Origin of the sequence: Alteromonas abrolhosensis, from assembly GCF_001953635.1 — a bacterium.
Lineage (GTDB): Bacteria > Pseudomonadota > Gammaproteobacteria > Enterobacterales > Alteromonadaceae > Alteromonas > Alteromonas abrolhosensis.
The window spans coordinates 244,690-263,176 of record NZ_MEJH01000005.1 but is presented as its reverse complement, the minus strand read 5'-3'; the positions used below and the strand labels follow the sequence as shown (position 1 = coordinate 263,176).

Genomic DNA, 18,487 nt, shown 5'->3' with positions numbered 1-18,487 from the left:
AACAAAAAAAGCCCCGAGTGGTTCACGCTCGGGGCTTTTTAGCAATGTGGGTTTACCCCATAACGTTCTATTGACGCGCCAACTGATATTTAATTTGAGCAAGTATCTCACTGTTACTTACTTTTCCTTCACGCACCCACACCTGAACGCCATTTGGCTCAACCGTAGCGGTTAACGCATCCCCTTGTTTTACGGTTTGCGTTTTACCAGATAATTGCTCTTTCCACTCGCCCGATTGCATAAAGTCGTTAACATCAAACGACTCTGCCACATTACCTTTGTTAAGTAATACGAGTGCAGTCTGCTTCGCGTCTTTAGTATCAACAACACGATAAAACGCCGCACGATGACCGTTAAGTTCAAGATTAACTTGAACGCCGCGTTGTAACGCTACGGTGTTTTTACGCACATTGGCAATTTTTGTTAGCGCCTGCTGAATAGGATGGGTTTTCGCTTGGTCTAGTCGCTCTTGACCTACATAATTACGGTTACCTGCATGTTCCGCCGTGCCCCGCATAAAGCCAATTTCAGAGCCCATGTAAACTACCGGAATGCCTCTCACTGTAAATAGCCAGTTATGCGCATTGATAAAGCCTTCATCAGTGGCATTAATTCGCGCCATATCGTGGTTATCGTAAAACGTAGTTAATTCATACGGATTACTATATGGGCCGTGTGTAAGGTGAAGCACCTTCTGTAAGTCAGCAAAATCACTTTCTAGTGGCTTTTCAAATACGTTAACCATGGCCTTTTGCATAGGGAAGTCTAATACGCTAACGCCCCCATTTTTCGGTAACGTATGTTGTGCAATATTGTTAGCTTCGTAGTCAAATGCTTCGCCAAACATAAAAAAGTCTGGATTTTGTGCGCGTATGCGATCCGACGCTTCACGCCAAAAAGCATGAGGCACATGCCTGATCGTATCTATTCTAAATGCATCAGCTCCTTGAGAAATCCAATACAAATAGCTGTTGATGAGGTAATCGCGCACAGCTGGATTTTCATCATCGAGGTTAGAAAGCTTTACTAAATCCGGATAATTATGGAAAAAGCTATGTAGCGGGTTGTTTTCAGGGTCTAAGTCTTCAGGCGCTAAATTTTGATGGTCAGCAACCAGGTTGCCATCCATATCATAAATTTCGCCGTAGCCGGGTAAATCCTTTTCCATGGTGAAGCTTGGTGTGCCGTGATTTGCCACAATATCAAACACTGATTTAAGTCCGTGTTGACGCATTTTCGCCGTATAATCACTTACGCTTAAATTGTCGCTAACCAAATGCTCGTCAGCTTTATAGAAGTTTGTAGCCCAGTAGCCGTGATAACCAGTTTTACCGCCGTCTTTAAATGCGCCACCATAGGTAATGGGTTCATCGCCGTTAAAAGCATAGTCAGGGTTATCGTGCACCGGCGTCATCCATACCGCGGTGAAGCCCATTTCTTTAATATAATTGGCGTTATTTAAGATACCCTGTAAATCTCCGCCCATGTATCCCACATAAGCTTTTTTGCCTTCTGGGCCTTCAAGGGGAAGTTGCCACGTAGGATGTTCTCCGCCTTGATCTACATGATTGTTCGAAGGGTCGCCGTCTACAAAACGGTCTGTTACAACAAAGTACACAGCTTCGCTGGCAAATGGTGTGCTAGTTCCTACGATAGCGTTGCTATTCTGTTGTTTGCGGTCAGATGAAGGTACGGATGTACTCGAGCAAGCTGAACAAAAAAGACCGGCTAAAGTTAAAGCAATTGTTGTTCGATTGAATGACATATTAAGCTCCCTGCGCAACTTCAAGTTCTTGCTTGTCGGTTTCTTTTACGAAAAACACTGACACCGCGCCAATTAACATAGAAATACCAGCAACAACGATGATGTATTTTGCGTCGTTATCGAATACGCTACTTAAGATCCAACCCGCCGTTAGTCCAGACACAATTTGTGGCGCAGCAACGGTAAAGTTGAAGATACCCATGTAAACGCCGGTTTTATTTGCAGGTAGCGCTCCGGCTAACATCGCGTAAGGCATAGCAAGAATAGCGGCCCACGCAATACCTACACCTATCATAGGAATTAACAGCTTCACTGCGCCCAGTGGTACCGTTACTTCAGTAATCAATAGGTTTACATTTACCATTGTCAGGTCTTGGAACAGCAAAAAGCTCACATAGCTAAGGCCACCTAGTGCTAGAGACGAAGCGTATACAATTTTGCGACCAAACTTATCAGCAAGTTTTGCTAAGAAAATAGAGAAAATAGCGGCGAACACCGAGTATGCAGCGAATAGGATTCCAACCCAGTCACCAGCGGCACCTTTAGCCATAATGATGGTTTCAGGCACCATGGGCGCTGCTGCAATATAAGCTGGGTCAAACCACTGCTTGTCAACGTTCCAAATGTGCTGCGTAATCGCAGGTGTGGTATACACCCACATGATGAAGAGCGCAAACCAAGAAAAAAACTGAACAACAGCCAACTGTTTCATTGTTTTTGGCATATCTTTAACTAAAGTGAAAAACTCACTTAAGCGTTGTCCAAGCGGTGCTTTTGGCGCTTTGACAGCTGTTTGTACTTCTTCGGTAAGCCCTTTATAGCGATTGTATTCTTCTGGCGCATATTCTTTAGTGCGAATAACCGTCCAAATAACTGTCCCCAACAGTACGGTAGCGCCGATGTAGAACGCCCACACGACAGAAGGTGCAACTTCACCCATTTGTGCCGTATTCTCAAGGCCGATAACGTTGGTTAATACAAATGGTAGAATAGAGCCTATCACCGCGCCGATATTAATGAGTAGCGACTGAATAGAATAACCCACGTTACGTTGTGACGGAGGTACCATGTCAGACACCAATGAACGAAACGGCTGAAAACATACGTTAAACGACGCATCCATCAGTGCAACCATTAATGCCCCCATAATCATAGGAGCTAAAAACGCGACAAAAATGGGAGCATTAGGCAGTAAGATCATGCCCAGTACCGCAGCTATGGCACCGGCGAGAATAAACGGACGACGGCGACCTAATCGATTCCACGTTCTGTCAGATGCTGAACCAACAATTGGCTGAACGATTAACCCCATGATTGGCGCAACAAGCCAAAATAGAGATAACGAGTGTAGATCTGCCCCTAAGTCAGATAGGATACGGCTTACGTTTGCGTTTTGCAGTGCAAAGCCAAATTGAACACCTAGGAAGCCAAAGCTGACGTTCCAGATTTGCCAGAAAGAAAGGCGTGGTTGAGTTGCTTGCATATTTTGCTCTATTTATTGTTTTACTATAGTTAATACGATTATTGAACGATGAAGACGCTGGCTGACATTGCAGGTAAGTTCAAGGTTTCCGACGCCTTAAAAGACTTTCCATCGCTCAGTCGCGTTAATGTCTGATTGTTACTCAATACCTCTGCATACTTGCTCAAAGACAGTTTGACAGCCTTTTTGTTTAAAATAACCATGATTTTATCAGTCTGCGTAGTATTTGCCTTTGCGGCAGTGCCTACTTCACTCTTATCGGTTTCACGAATATAGGTATAAACCCCATTTTCCGGCGCATAATGCTTAAGCAGGCCTTTAAACTGTGAAGGATGCGATTGACGCAATTGAAGTAATGCTTTTATACGCTGCTGTGCCCAACGTTCGTCGTCCGTTAAGCCATGACCTGTAAACGCATTTTTATCACTATCGGAAGGCCACCCGCCTGGAAAGTCAGAGCGAATAATACCATGGTCGTCACTGCCTTCATTGCTCATCAAAATTTCTGTTCCATAAAAGACTTGCGGAATACCGCGCGTGGTGAGTAATAGCGTCATTGCCATGTTCCACTTGTCTTTATTGTGACCAAGTTGAGTAAAGATACGGCTCATGTCGTGATTATCAGGAAAGATCACTAGATTATTAGGGTCGCCATACAGGAAGTCAGTGGCTAAGGTTTCATATACGGAAATAAAACCAGAATTCCAACTTTCGTCGCTACTCAAGGCTTTAACTACAGCTGTTTGAAGCGGGAAGTCCATAATCGATGGTAATGCGCTATCGTAATCATCGTGACGGTGGCTACCCGCCTGCCAATATGCCGTGATTGCAGGATTAACTGACCACTCTTCCCCTACTATATTGAAATTCGGGTACTCATCCATTATGCGGTTTGTCCATTGGCTCAGAAACGCCTTATCGGGATAAGAGTAAGTATCCACACGTATACCGCTAAGCCCAGCGCTTTCAACCCACCAAATCGCATTTTGAATAAGGTAGTTCGCTAGATGCGGATTGCGCTGATTTAAATCAGGCATGGTTGGCACGAACCAACCGTCGCTAAACCCTTTAATATCACTATTTATTGCGTGTGGGTCATGTAGCGCTTCTCGCTTATGGGTCGTTCCTACAAACTTTCCGTTATTATTAATCCAGTCGTGTGAAGGCGTATCTTTCATCCATAAATGGTTACTGCCAATATGGTTGAGTACCATATCCATTATAATACCGACACCCTTGGATTTAGCTTTAGCGCTTAACGCGATAAATTCTTCGTTGGAACCAAACCTAGGGTCTATTTTGTAGTAGTCCGTTGTGGAATAACCATGGTAGCTATACCTGTCCATGGCATTTTCAAGCATGGGCATAGTCCAAATTTGGGTAAAACCCATATTCCTTATGTAGTCTAGGTTATCTACGATACCTTGAATGTCGCCACCGTGGCGCCCCCCCTTAAACGAGCGGTCTGCAGGGTCGCCATAACCCTCGACGTTATCATTTTCTTTATTGCCGTTGGCAAATCGGTCGGGTGCGATAAGATAAATAGCATCGGCAGGCCCGAAGCCTTCTCGTGATGCTGAGCCTTGTTCTCTTTCCTTCAACACATAAGAGAAATCGCGAATTGAACCATCGCTGTCAGTAAGCTTTATAACTAACTCTTGTGCACTTGCCTTTGAGGTATCTAGCGTTATAAAAAGATAATTTTCACTATCAAGGGCTTGGCTATGTTTAATAATTACATCGCCTTTCGCTATTGAAACAGTATCATCAGCAACATCATCGCCATAAACCATCAATTCAACGTTACTATTTTGCATACCAACCCACCAATTGGGCGGGTAAACTTCAATGCCGTTGTTTATTGAAGACTGAACTGAAAACACTGGGAATGTTGTGATACAGCCGATAAGCAGCGGAGTCGCGCACTGTTGCTTGAATGTTTTTATTTGGCTACCGGCATTAGTTACACTGTTACGTTTAAGCACTTCAACCCCATGTTAAAAATACGTTAAGTACAAGATGGTGGTGAGATACTACCTTGCCCGGTCTATCTGACCAATGCTCTGCATACGTATTCACGAAACACCATGTAAAAAAACATGGTGTTTCGCGTTAACTAACAGTTTTAATGTAAAAAGAGGCTTAAAAGGCGAACACTTTAGTTTCGAGCCCTTCCATTGAAAACGACGCTTTGTAGTTAACGCCATCTTTTTCCAATGCTAAGGCTTCATGAGATAACAGAGGTTTCAGCGTGATATTCTCGTCATCATCCCCTAAAACCTCAGAAGGTACGGTTAGTTTCACCAGTCCAGTAGGCTTATCACTGAAGTTAGCCACTACCACAAAGCCATGGTCTTCTTTAGCACGAATGAAAGCAAACTGATGCTCACTGTAGGCCGAGTCTGTCACATCAAGATTCAGCGCGTGAAGGCTTTGGTATTTACCTGTAATGGCTGGATTAGTGGCAGCAATTGCCATAATGTCCTTGTAGAAATTGTGGAGTTCTTTTTCTTCTTCGGTAGATTTCCCTGCATCAAATTTACCTTCGTTCATAAAACGCTGATGGGCAGGTACGCCTACATAATCGAAAATTGACGTACGCGTCGGGTCTCCGAAACCTGTCTCTTCGCTACCGTCTTCGCCCACATCTTGACCAAAATACAACAGCGTAGGCGAACTGCTGATAAGCGCACTTACTGCTAACGCTGGCTTGCCTTTTTGGGCGCTACCGGCGAAGTCAGGGCTGGCGATACGTTGCTCATCGTGATTTTCTAAGAAATGAAGCATATGCGGGGCGATATCACTGATTTCATTATGAGTAGCAACCAGTTGGCTAACGTCTCCATTACCCTGCATGATAGTTTTTAATGTGTCGTAAAAGCCCACCTTATCGTAGAGGTAGTCCATTTTACCCTTGTTTATATACGCACGATATTTATCTGGCTGATAGACTTCCGCTAACAAGAATGCATCTGGCGCTTTTTGTTTAATACTGCTATTTAGAAATGACCAAAATTCTACCGGAACCATTTCAGCCATATCGTAACGGAAACCGTCAACGCCTTTATCAATCCAATAATGAGCAATATCTCTGAATTTGTACCACGAATCAGGAACGTCCTTGCCTTCCCAAAAGGCGGCATGCTCTTCGACGCTTGTGTCGCTGTACTCTTCAGGTAAAATTGGAAAATCATAAGAACCATCTGGTTTAACACCATAATTCACTTTTACCGTTTCATACCAATCGTTTATATCAGGCTTCGCGGCTCTTGCGCCATTGCCCGTCCACTTTGCTGGAAATTCATCAAACTTACCATCTGCTAAAGGGTGAGCTTCGCCCCCCAAAGGTTGATAGTTTTCAGCTGTAGGCACTTGAAACGCTTCACCCACTACATAGTAGAAATTATTATCACGGGCGTACTCAACAGACGTGTCGTCTTGCGCGCCGAAATCGCTTACGCCTTCAGGCGCAGAAAGCGAATGGTAGTCACGGGCAACATGATTAGGCACGATATCGATAATTACTTTCATTCCCGCAGCGTGAGTTCTAGCTATCAACGCTTCGAACTCTTCAAGTCGTTTTGCAGGGTCATCAGCAAGGTCTGGGTTTACGTTATAGTAATCTTTCACTGCATAGGGAGAGCCCGCTCGCCCTTTAACTACATCTGGATCATCGTTTGAAATACCGTAATCAGTGTAATCGTTGATAACGGCATGGTGTGGCACACCCGTATACCAAATGTGGCTTGTGCCCAAAGATTTAATAGCCTCGAGTGCCGTAGGAGTAAAATCGCTAAATTTACCCACGCCATTCTGCTCAATTGTGCCCCAAGGCTTATTATTTGAATTAGCATTTCCAAAAAGACGGGTGAATACCTGATAAACCACTGGTTTCCCTTGTCTTTCAGCCGAATCACTTACGGTTGACGAACCGCTGCTCTGACTAAGCACTGTATGACTCGCCTCTTTTCCTGCTGTATTTTTATTGCTCACCGGTGTTGATGGCCCTGAACACGCTGTTAACCCCATTGAAAGCATAGCAACAGACAAAGGTTTAAGAGAAAAACGGAATTGAAAATTTGACATGGTAATCATTGTTAAAAACGTGAATTATGCTGACAGGATACGCGTTAACCGGATGTTAAAAAACATGCATACGTATTCAGACATAAAAAAGCCGCCCATTGGGGCGGCGCACTATCATTAATAACAAATAAAGCGCTATGCAGCCCTGGCTACGCGCAACGGTTTCTGAGAAGGCTGAATCGTTGGCATGGCCACATCGCTAATTGAATTTAGAGCACTGTGAAGTTCAGAGTGGATCTTTTGGTGAAAACCTCTTAGAGGCTTTGCCAATTCTGAAATTAAAACATTAGGAGAAACTCGATAAGGAACTCGCTTACCGTTGAACTCAATAGCCTCACCTACCGAATTAAAATTGATACCAAAAGCCTTCATCCTACGTGCTAATTTCGGCTCCATCAAAACGTATGCGTGCTTGACATTAAGGTGAAGACATACGCTAGTTGCCATCAAATACAGCGCTATTGAAAGGTATGGAAATTGCTCCAAGTTGAATGGAACACTCTTCTTCTGTTTGATTTTGTCCAGCGTTTGAGAAGGTAATATTTTAGAGCGAAACTGGCGTACTCTGAATTCTCTGGGTATTGCTAAACGTGAAATTTCGCAGACACTTTGAGGCGATAAATTAGAGGGGAGTAACGAGTCATCATTAATCACCTCTGCACATTTCTCTTCAAGTGGAAGCGCAAGACCAGCTTCGGTTGGCAGAACTAACCTGATCGTCCCCGCACATTCCCCTGTCGGTAGATGTTTGATAAAGCAGTTTATTGCTCTATCGTCAAACCTATCCTTTTCCAACGCGGCAGCGTTTTTTTGCTCGAAGTTCATCTCTTCACAATACACTTTGTGTCGAGTTTTGTAGCTTACTTGCTTTTCGCTTTCTTCGTTAGCAATCACAAGTTCGTAACGGCTAAAGAAGAAGTTAGAAATGCTTTCTTCAAGTGAGAGTCGACTAGGAAGCACTTTTGAAAAGTTGATTGGTAGTCGGTTTAAACTGTTAGACACGGCGCCATTAAACGCCCGAACTGCGTTCATTGTTCTCATATTCAACGCAAAGCTCCCCTGATTTAATTTATTTTTAGGCTTGTGGGTAACTTCCTGTTCGCAACGACAGCCTTATTTGAACTTACTAGTTAATTTTGGATTTATTATTCGTATCTCTGCTTTGTCTGATAAGCGCGTCACCACTTACATAATCAGACTTTGATAAACGGTCATAGAGCAACACGTTAGCGGTTGCTGCCAAATTCATACATGCATAGGTAGGTACGTAGACGACATGATCGCACCAAGACAGGATGTCTTCGCCAATACTCCCATCTTCCGGGCCTAACAAATAAAATGCATTATCCGGATGCTCAAACAAAGGTAGTGGAGTTGCGCCTTCAACTAACTCAACCGCAACCACAGATGCACCTTCTGGAACAACTTCTCGTAAACTATCAACCCCAATTGTCGGAATGACTTTATGGAATGCTTTTGTATCTGCGTTGAAGTCTTTGGCAAATCGATAGCGTTGCCCAGTGTAGAAAACACTGGCCACGCCATAGCAGCCTGCAGCACGCAATATAGAAGCAACGTTTACTGGGTTTTTAGGGTTTACCAACCCAATTGAAATTTTCTGATTCGCTATTTGCACGTTTTTATTAGCATTTTTATCTATTAGAATTCGATATTGCCACGTTATTCTAAGTGCTTCTATACACGTTAGCGAAAACTAACCTTAAGTATTAATAAACATTCCGACAAAAAGCAACAAACATCGTGAAAAGCACGACATATAGACGTATTTTTATTACTTTTTGCGACTTTCGGTGTTAGAAACGTTGGCTTATTTTATTTTCTATTTCTTTTATAAGTTTAAACATGTGAACGGTACACTTCGCCATTCTTAAGGAATGATCTCTATTTTGTACTGTAACGTGCTTAACCAGTCGCTATTAACTATCCAGCGAGCTTAAAGATAATAGATTTAGTTTTCCTCTGTTCAGCAAGATGCAGACCAGATTCATGAAAATATTGCACGTTAGTGCAATGTTTACACGTTTCACAACTAGCCCGTTCGGAAAATACTATGATTTTCACAACGTTAGACATTTAGATTTTTTTTGGGAATACAGAATTAGTGAGTTCATTTGTTCGTAAACAATTTCACGACTTCACTTTCTGTGTCTTTGATGAGCTAAAAAGCACATTTTACAGACCATTTTTCCGCTTAATTATGTGTTTTAGAAACTTAGTGTTGCCAATTTGAAACAGATTAACGCATTGAATTGGATGTGGTTTTTTAGCTCAAAAAAAAAGCCGGGCAAAAAACCCAGCAATTTTTGTCGTTTGTTGCGAATTACATACAGGGTATGAGACTCGTCGACATAAAAAAGGTTACTATGCCGTCTTTCGCTTCTCTCTACTGTTAATTTGATCGGTAAGCTTGAGGTAGCGACGTGCCATCCGCCTCCCCTGACCATAACCGCGCAACAACTTCTTCTTATCCATCGTCAATCGTTTAACGCAAAAGGCCTCATCAGGTGCTATTACTCTGATGTTACAATCCTCAGGGGGATTTTTAAGAAAGTTTAGCGTTTCGTTATAGATAGCAGCACGTTGTAGCATTTTTTTCAGTATTGCCGGCTGATTCCCATACATTTTTTGCATTAGCCACACAGACTTCACCTCTGGCTTGGTAAAACCCAATGGCTGTGAAAGAATAACCGTAATGTCCCGTGCACCCATTCTATACGCTTGGATAGCAGGAATCGCGTCTGCAACGCCCCCATCTAAATATCGTGTACCGTTTATCGAAATCTCATCTCTATAAGCTGTTGGTAGCGCACACGAGGCTACCATTAAATCGTCTACATTATGTTTCGTAGCCTTTACATATTCGCACTCACCAGACTCTGCGTTAGTTATACCTACATATAGCGGCATACTGCCCTTTTCTCCTGGGGAAGGAATATTCATTGCTTCTTTACAGTGGTGCCATAGCCAGTGGACATCAGTCATATGTCCGCCTTTAATAAATCGAATAGGACTGAAAAACTCACGCTTTGTGGCATATTGCGTAATAATGGTTTTGCTCAGACCATGCATTTTTGAAACATAAGTCGATAGATTGGTTGCGCCCGCAGAAACCCCGATCGCGAAATCGAACGAGTGGTAATCATGTTCCATGAATTTATCTAGCACGCCTGCTGCAAATATTCCACGCATTGCGCCCCCCTCGACAACAAGTGCACGTTTCATATTCATCTCCTTTTGAATTAACTCAACCATTCTGGTATGACCACTTAAATTAGGTTCATATTACAGAGAATCAAGAGATGTGCCAAATACAAAAAAACCGCGTACTAGACGCGGCTTTTAAATTATCGGCTCTTGTTAATTGGCCTATTAAAGGCCTGCCGAATTTACTTTTTCGTCAGCGTTAAAGTAGGCGCATTACCATCAGGTCCAGACACCATAAATTCATAAAGCCCTGACTCAGAAACTTCAATCATAAGGTTGTTGTTACTCGCACCTAATATTTTAGGCTCACCTGGAATAACAACATTACTTGCTGCGTCATTAGGATTACCCAGGTTTACCGTCGACCAGTCTTCAGAGGCGACCTTAAATTCAATGCTACCTGCACTCAACTCGATGTCAGCGGTGTAAACACCTTCTCCTTGATATTCAAACATATCTACCGCACCCCATCCGTTCATACCGCCACGGATATAGACTTGAGTGTCTCCCCAAAACGCTTCTTTAAATACACCAATAGTAGGCGCACCTAAATCAGTCACGTTGAAAACAAACACATAGCGGTCTGCAGTTTCAATGTTCAAAATGAGGTTATCGTTAGTTGCAGCGAGACCTAGAGTTTGACCCGGAGCCAGGTTTCGATCCGCGTCATCTGCTGAGAATGCACCAAAGTTCACGGTACTCCAATCTTCAGAAGCCACTTTAAACTCGTAAGTACCAGGCTCAATATCACGAGCGAAAGTGTAAATGCGCCCGCCTTGATACGCGAACTCCTCATCTGTACCCCAACCGTTCATTGCACCACGAAGATACACCGGTGTGCCAACATAGGGCTCTTCATTTTCTACCGTTAAGATTGGTGCTTCACTGTCAGTAGCATCGACGGTAAACAGATAGGTAGCACTGATGGTAGGTGTAAAGGACAAGTTCGTATTAGTGCGTGCAAGTACCTTTTCTTCACCCGCAATTACCGCCCCGTCTTCACCATCTGCAGCACCAAAGTTTACCGTACTCCAATCTTCAGACGCGAACTTAAACCCATAGGTTACACCGCCTTCTAGCACAGCAGTAACCGTGTATTTACCATCACCCTGATACGTAAACGCGTCATTAGTAGACCAACCATTCATGTCTCCACGAAGGTAAGCAACGGTGTCACCGTAAGGGACAACATCAGGCGCACCGGACGTAGCAAACGCTGAAAGACCATAACCTTGGGCGCCAGATTGTGGTTTAACAAACACGGCAATGGTAAGCGCAGGAACGGTAAAGGTACCGTTACCGTCTTCACCCTCAACAAAGGTAGCGCCGCGTACCTTGGCATCAACTGAATTCATTTGTGTGGCATGGAGCGAAAAGCCCGTTGCAGTGTTGACGGTGATAGACTTCTCTTCATATCCCGTATTCACTAGCACCATAATCGCATCATTCATCATGTCTAGGTCTTGACGAGACTCATCGCTGTTTTCCGATACGCCGTCATCAATGCTCATCGCAATAAGGCCTCGCTGCTGGCGCTCACCGATATTGTGGAAACCAATTCGATCGATAATGTCTTCAGCGGTGGTCAATCTAAACAATGGACTTGTCATACGAATGTTTAGCAACTCTGCAAACACGTCTGAGGCAAACATGATATCTGCCATCGACGCAGCGCGGTTCGGACTATAAATAAACTCACCCATTTCTTCCCAACGGGCTTCATTGTCCTGTGCTAGCGGTAAGCCTACATTCCAGTTATTGGTCTCGTAAGTGAAATCCACATAGTTAAACCAATCTCCGGCATCATAAGTGTTTCTATCCATTGATTTGGAGCGAAGCATGTCGCCGCCCATCTGTAGGAATGGGATGCCTTGAGATACAAGGTTGATACCCATAGCTACGTTTTGTGCACGAACCCGCTGCTCTAGGGTGATATCTTGCGGAAGCGTATAGTTTAACTGATCCCATAGTGTTTCATTATCATGCTTTGACACGTAGTTAATGATATCTGCTGGGTCTTCAGCATAGCCACCCAAGTTACTCGTTGCACCAGCACTGCCTGAAGACGTTTCTAACACATAGTCTTTCAACGTGCCTATCATGCCCATTTTCACACGGTCTTGAGCACTTAATAACCCTTCGTCTTCTGGTCTGAAAATAGCGCCCTGACGAATAGCCTCACGAATACGGTCGTTATAGGTACCAATCTCTGTACCGGCCATATTCAGCTGACTTGCCTGCTCGTAACCACGGTCTATTTTGGTCCAACCTTCCCCATAAAAGTAATTGTCTTCGTCAATAGAATGAACAGCATCACGCAAGCGCACCATGGTGTCTTTTGTGGCTTGGCTCATAATATCGAAACGGAAAGAGTCATACTTATAGTGTTCAGTCCACATAAGCAGTGAGTCTTTCATGAATTTTTCCATCATGACATTACGAGGTTCGGTGTCATCACAGCATGTTTCACGAACAATCGCACCAGTATCCACTTCGTAACGGTGATAGTAGCCCGGTACCGCTTTGTCTAAAACTGACTTGTTGAAAACACCCGATGCATTGGTGTGGTTGTATACAACGTCTAATGCAACACGAAGTCCCATCTCGTGAAGCGCCTGGATCATTGCGCGCATTTCTACTATGCGTTCAACACCTTCTGCACTTGACGCATAACTTCCTTCCGGCGCGTTGAAATGATGAGGGTCATAGCCCCAGTTGAACGTATCTAGATTCCGCAAATCATTAGTAAGCTGTTGTGCCTTGCCCGCTTCAGATAGTGGATCATAAGAATTGTAAACATCGATTAGCAGTGCGTTTGCGCTTTCTTCTTCACACACTGCCGCACCGCTGTTTAAGCGACACAATTTGCCTACCGTATCGTACAAATCAACGGTCTTAGTAGGGTCTTCGTCAATGGTTGCGATGTCATTCGCTGGAAGGATATGGAAGTAGGTAAGCCCTGCCTCAACTAGCTTTTTAAGGTGTTCGACCGGCGCTGTGCCTTCTTCCGTGAAGGCAAGGTATTTACCTCGATTTTCTTCAGAAGTCGACATATCACGCACACTGAAATCACGAATGTGACCTTCGTAAATAACTGCGTCTTCGTAATTTTCAACCGTAGGGATGGTGTGAGAATCCCACCCTTCAGGTTTTAAATCATCATCCGCTAGATTTACAAAGCGCGAGAAACGGCCGTTTGTGCTTAGTGATACAGAATATGGGTCTGTTACAAGCAGTGTCTCTACTTTGCCCGTTATCGGGTGATAAACAGTAACTTCATAACGGTAAAGCTGACGGTCAAGCGACATATCACCTTCATGGCGCCAAACACCTGAGGTATCGTCACGAACCATTTCAATACGTTGGTTTAATGTCTTGTTGTCGTTATAAAGTAAAAGGTCAACATTTGAAGCAGTAGGTGCCCACAGTGCAGCAGTTATACCTGCGTCAGTGTAGATTCCACCAAGTTGAGCTTCGTCAGCATCGTCTTCCCCCAAGGTGTACAGGGCATCAATAGCATTTGCTAATTGGATACCTGTTGCTGCTACTAGCGTCCCGTCAGCATCATATCCGCCAACAACCGCTTGTGTCGTCAATACCGTTTTGGAATCTTCTACCGACCAGTCACCTTCCCATGCTTGCATAGAAGATAAATGCGGCGCGCGGGTAGATTGCTCCTCGGTAAGCGTTGTACTCATTAAGGTTACTTGAGTACCGTTGATCCCCTCATCAAGTGTGCTCTCTAAATCAGCCTGCGCTGAATAGTGAAGCTTTACCTCTGAAACCGTTTCAGGTACGTCCCATAAAATGGTGTTGGCGTCTAACCAATGTGCACCAAAGCCCTCTATATCCACAGGCTGAGGACCAAGCGACATTATGGGGAACTCAAATATTGTTGGCTCACCAGAAAGGGTAAAGTTCATGCGTACAAAGGTTTCATCGTCTTGTACCAGCGAACCTTTGAAATCACCGCCCCCCATTTCTTTACCGGCGTCATCGGTGCCTTTGTGAATGATAAAGTTATGACAGCTACCGTACCCTTCTTTGAGCTCTAAAATCCAATATGCACCGTAGTTTGGATCGATGCCGCTGTGAATACGCCCGTTTGCCCAATCCGTGTCTGCATCGGCATAAGCATCACATGCATCATTGTTCCAAGTATGTAGTCTCCAGCCTTCATAAGCCGCATCGTTGCTTGAATTATCCGCATCCACTGCCGCACGGTTATAGTACAACACAGCTTGATTAGCTGAGGGGGTGAATACTGGAGCAGGTAAATTAGGATCTGCACCAGCCTCACATGCGTCATTTGCTTCATTAGGGACAAGCGGCGCATCGCATTGAATGGGTGGTGGTGGTTCACAAGCTGTACCTGCTGCGTTAGGCACGTTAGGAACCTCACAGGTTAACAGGTCATTTGTGCCCGACTCAACGCCCGAGCCTCCACAACCAGCTAGTGTATAAGCGCCTACTATGAGCAACGCTGCGCGCACTACTCTTTTTTTAGTAAACATAGAATTCTCCTGAATATCTTCGCTTTGTTCGGCAACCGAATATTTTTTAAAGTCGCTAAATAGATAGCCTAAGATGCTGTGTCTCATAGTTGGTAAGTCATCCCTAGGTAATATTGCGTGCCGAAGTATTGAATGGTGCCGGTTTGTTCTTCTGATGCGAAATAGCTCTTTGTAGGCTCGTCAGTTAAGTTGTTAACTTGGAACAGTACACTCCAATTTTCGTTAATTTCATAAGACGCTTGGTAATCTATTACCAACTCTTCATCAAAGTTAACTACTTGGTCGTTTACTGCTACCTGTTGCGATACAAACGCGTCGCGGTAACGGCTAGACAATCGGGTTTCGAAGCCTTCGTATTCCCAGAAAACGGTTAGTGTTGCCACGTTTTCAGAAAGCCCCGGTAAATTAGCAGCATAAACACCGTCGCCCAGTGTGCGCTGAATTTCACTTTCGGTGTAAGAGTAACTTGCGCTTACGCCTAATCCCGACCACATACCAGGTAGCATGCTGTAAATTTGCGTGTAAGCGACTTCAAGACCGCGAATATATCCGCCTTCAGCGTTATTAACCGCTGTGCTATAGCTACCATTTTCTGTAGGTACAGTAATGAAGATAGGGTCGCCGTTATCATCCAGAGCTAGCTCAGCTTCTTGACCGGCAAACTCTGGCGTCAAGTAAACCGGTACGCTTACGTTGTCAGGAATAACAATACCGTTAGCTTCAAAATCGTAAGGTTCAATTTCGATGTCTTCTACAAATGACTCAATGTCCTTGTAAAAACCTGCTACTACAAGTGCACCTTCCGTATCTGAGAAATAATATTCCCATGAAACATCATATTGCGTTGCGTAGAAAGGCTCTAAGTAAGGGCTGTTACGCGCATTACCGCTAACTCGTGCTGTCGGATTAGAAAGAGTAATTTCCCCAGAATCTCTGTCTTGGAAGGCGGTAACCGTTTCAATAGTAGTAGATGCATTTGCGGCAAAGCGATTGATAGGCGCTCTACCCATAACCTTTGCAGCTGCTACACGAAGTTGTGTGTCATCTGTAAGTTTAAAGTTGAGGTTTATTGAAGGCAAAACGTCAGAATATTCGTGACTTATTAAAGCTGGGCGATAGAAGTTGTTGATTAACCCAACGTCGTCAGTAATGTTTTGTGCGCCTGCAGTTGGGTCACTAACTTCAACCGATGTGCCCGTCTCCAAGTCTTCAATTAATTGTGTAGCGCGCTGTAGCGTAGTCGAGCTTTGCTTACTTTTAACGTAACGTACACCGATATTACCTGTTATCGGAATACTACCTATTTCCGTATTAATGGTAGCCATTAAGTAAGCTGAATTTACAGTTTCAAAAACATCGCCGCTTTCTTGCAACGTCCACGCTGTAGCAGGTCCTGTACCAGGGCCATTGATTACACCTGCGGCGCCTGGACCCCACGTTTGAACTGGCTGTGGTCTGCCACCCGGGAACCATGCATTTAGTGCACTGTCCAGATCAACAGATAGATAACTAGGGAAGTAATCAAAATCACCACTCCAATTTACCTGCTCAACCATGTCTGAAGTTAAGCGCAGCGGTGGCTCGCTTACCGAAAATGCACTGTCATTTCCGTACTCAAATACAGAGCGGTCATTATTGTACTCTCGGTCAGAGTAACGATAACCAAACTCAAACCCTGAAATAATGGGTGCATCGACATAATATTGAAAATCTACACGATAGGCGTCTAGCTCGTCTTTGTTTTCATAAGGATAGATACCGTATTTACTGACCATCACACGGTCCAAATCGGTAAATGCATCAGTTTGGTTAAAACCAATATCGGGCAGGTTTAGGCCATTAAGCAAATAAGATATTTGAACGTTTTCATCGAAGACTGGGTTCGCTGCTGTTGCGTCTTCGCCAACAAGCGACCACAGTAAGCCGTTTCTGAAGTCACTTTCAGCACTTGAACGTGATACGTCAAACTGTACCGCCAAATCGGATGAAATCTCCCAGCTTGCATTAACACCTAAGTTGGTAACGCTATCAAAGTCTTGGTTATCGTCGTTTACCAACTCAACACGGGTAAAGCTGCTATCGGTTCTAGAAAACGTACCGCCAATTACGCTGTTGTTAACCACAACTGGATTTGTGATCCCAGCATTAATGCCGCCTAACTTAACTCGAAAACCACGAGCAAACGCTTCTGAATCAAATTTTGAGACAAATGCATCAGCTTTTAGTGTGAACGTATCGATAGGCGCCCATTCAAATGCAGCGACGTATCCATCGCGAGTCTCTTCCCCGCCCTTGTGCTGCATTTCAAAACCTTCTGAAATGAGTTCACAATTGGGACATTCTGAAGGGCCGTCAGTATCACCCTCTAGTCCATCTACATCGACTTGCCCGTTGTAAGCTAAACCAATGAACTGAGTAGAAACACTCGGCTGAAATAGACGAGCATAACCTAATGAAACACCAAGCGTATCATCAAGGAATTTTCCTTGATAAGAGAAGCTCAGCCTATGGCCGTATTCTGTAGCGTCACTTATCTCTGACGCACGGTCATTGTACATTCCACGCATGTTCGCGCTGAACTTGTGTTGCTCTTCAATAGCGAGAGGCGATGCTGTTTTTAGCTCTACCGTACCAGCGATACCGCCTTCAATAAGCGATGCCTTGGGTGATTTATAAACCGCAGCTTCACTGATAAGTTCAGACGGATATTGATCAAACTCAATAGCGCGGCTACCACTTGTAGAAACTTGCTCTCTACCGTTTAATGTAGAAAACACGAAGTCGCCAGACAAACCACGAATATTAATTTGTGCGGCTTGGCCGCCGGTACGTACTGCTGAAATACCCGGCAAGCGCGTCAGTGCATCTGCCATAGATACATCTGGAAGCCCGCCTAGATCATCTGCGGATATTTGTTCAGAAACCGTATCAGAGAAACGCTTCTGGTTTAATGATTGGATTAAGCTGGTACTGAAACCACGTACTTCAATACGTTCCAGGGTATCTTCCTGTGGCCGTTCAACTTCGTCTACTGAGGTGTCTGGAGACTCTTGGGCATAGAGTGGAAGTGCGCTGAAGGCAACCCCACTACTTATCAAGGCCGCCATGATGGTGCTGGGTTTGAATGTTTTCATTGGTGTCCCATTCCTTGTTTATTATCGACACTTTTAGGACTACCACACCCAAAAATGCCTCTTATGGTTCAACACCAAATACTACTGTTTTGTATAAAAAGGGAGCAATGCTATGCATACGTATTCATTTACATGTATGCAACATATTTTTAAATTAGGGAGCAAAACCAATCTAAATAGCAACAAATAACCAACAAAAACAAAAAAGCAGCCAAATGGCTGCTTTTTCAAATTGTGATTATCATATCTATAGAAATGCGGTATAGATCCGTAACTCGCT

9 protein-coding genes are annotated in these 18,487 nt (G+C 44.1%); all 9 read right to left on the bottom strand.

From position 1 onward, the window contains the following. Window positions 1–67: 67 nt before the first annotated feature. Window positions 68–1,765 (bottom strand): alpha-amylase family glycosyl hydrolase, encoded by a 1,698-nt coding sequence (locus BGK61_RS10075; protein WP_076011517.1) that lies wholly within the window; start codon window positions 1,763–1,765, stop codon window positions 68–70. Window position 1,766: 1 nt separating this feature from the next. After that, on the bottom strand, window positions 1,767–3,248 hold the full coding sequence (locus BGK61_RS10070) for an MFS transporter (protein WP_014998336.1): 1,482 nt from the start codon (window positions 3,246–3,248) through the stop codon (window positions 1,767–1,769). 38 nt (window positions 3,249–3,286) lie between these two features. Continuing rightward, window positions 3,287–5,233 carry a glycoside hydrolase family 13 protein gene (locus BGK61_RS10065; protein WP_076011516.1) on the bottom strand — a complete coding sequence of 649 codons (1,947 nt, stop codon included), beginning with the start codon at window positions 5,231–5,233 and terminating at the stop codon, window positions 3,287–3,289. A 157-nt stretch (window positions 5,234–5,390) separates the two neighbouring features. Then, window positions 5,391–7,343: an alpha-amylase family glycosyl hydrolase gene (locus BGK61_RS10060; protein ID WP_076011515.1), complete on the bottom strand. Its 1,953-nt coding sequence runs from the start codon at window positions 7,341–7,343 to the stop codon at window positions 5,391–5,393. 126 nt (window positions 7,344–7,469) lie between these two features. Continuing rightward, the gene (locus BGK61_RS10055) at window positions 7,470–8,375 is read right to left on the bottom strand and encodes a PEP-CTERM/exosortase system-associated acyltransferase (protein ID WP_014998333.1); all 906 of its coding nucleotides are present in this window, start codon (window positions 8,373–8,375) and stop codon (window positions 7,470–7,472) included. An 85-nt stretch (window positions 8,376–8,460) separates the two neighbouring features. After that, window positions 8,461–8,970 (bottom strand): RNA methyltransferase, encoded by a 510-nt coding sequence (locus BGK61_RS10050; protein WP_076011514.1) that lies wholly within the window; start codon window positions 8,968–8,970, stop codon window positions 8,461–8,463. Window positions 8,971–9,716: 746 nt separating this feature from the next. After that, window positions 9,717–10,577: a patatin-like phospholipase family protein gene (locus BGK61_RS10045; protein ID WP_076011513.1), complete on the bottom strand. Its 861-nt coding sequence runs from the start codon at window positions 10,575–10,577 to the stop codon at window positions 9,717–9,719. A 164-nt stretch (window positions 10,578–10,741) separates the two neighbouring features. After that, the gene (locus BGK61_RS10040; protein ID WP_076011518.1) at window positions 10,742–15,073 is read right to left on the bottom strand and encodes an alpha-1,6-glucosidase domain-containing protein; all 4,332 of its coding nucleotides are present in this window, start codon (window positions 15,071–15,073) and stop codon (window positions 10,742–10,744) included. Window positions 15,074–15,156: 83 nt separating this feature from the next. Further along, complete coding sequence (locus BGK61_RS10035; protein ID WP_076011512.1) at window positions 15,157–18,207, bottom strand: TonB-dependent receptor; 3,051 nt, start codon at window positions 18,205–18,207, stop codon at window positions 15,157–15,159. Between the last annotated feature and the right edge of the window lie 280 nt (window positions 18,208–18,487).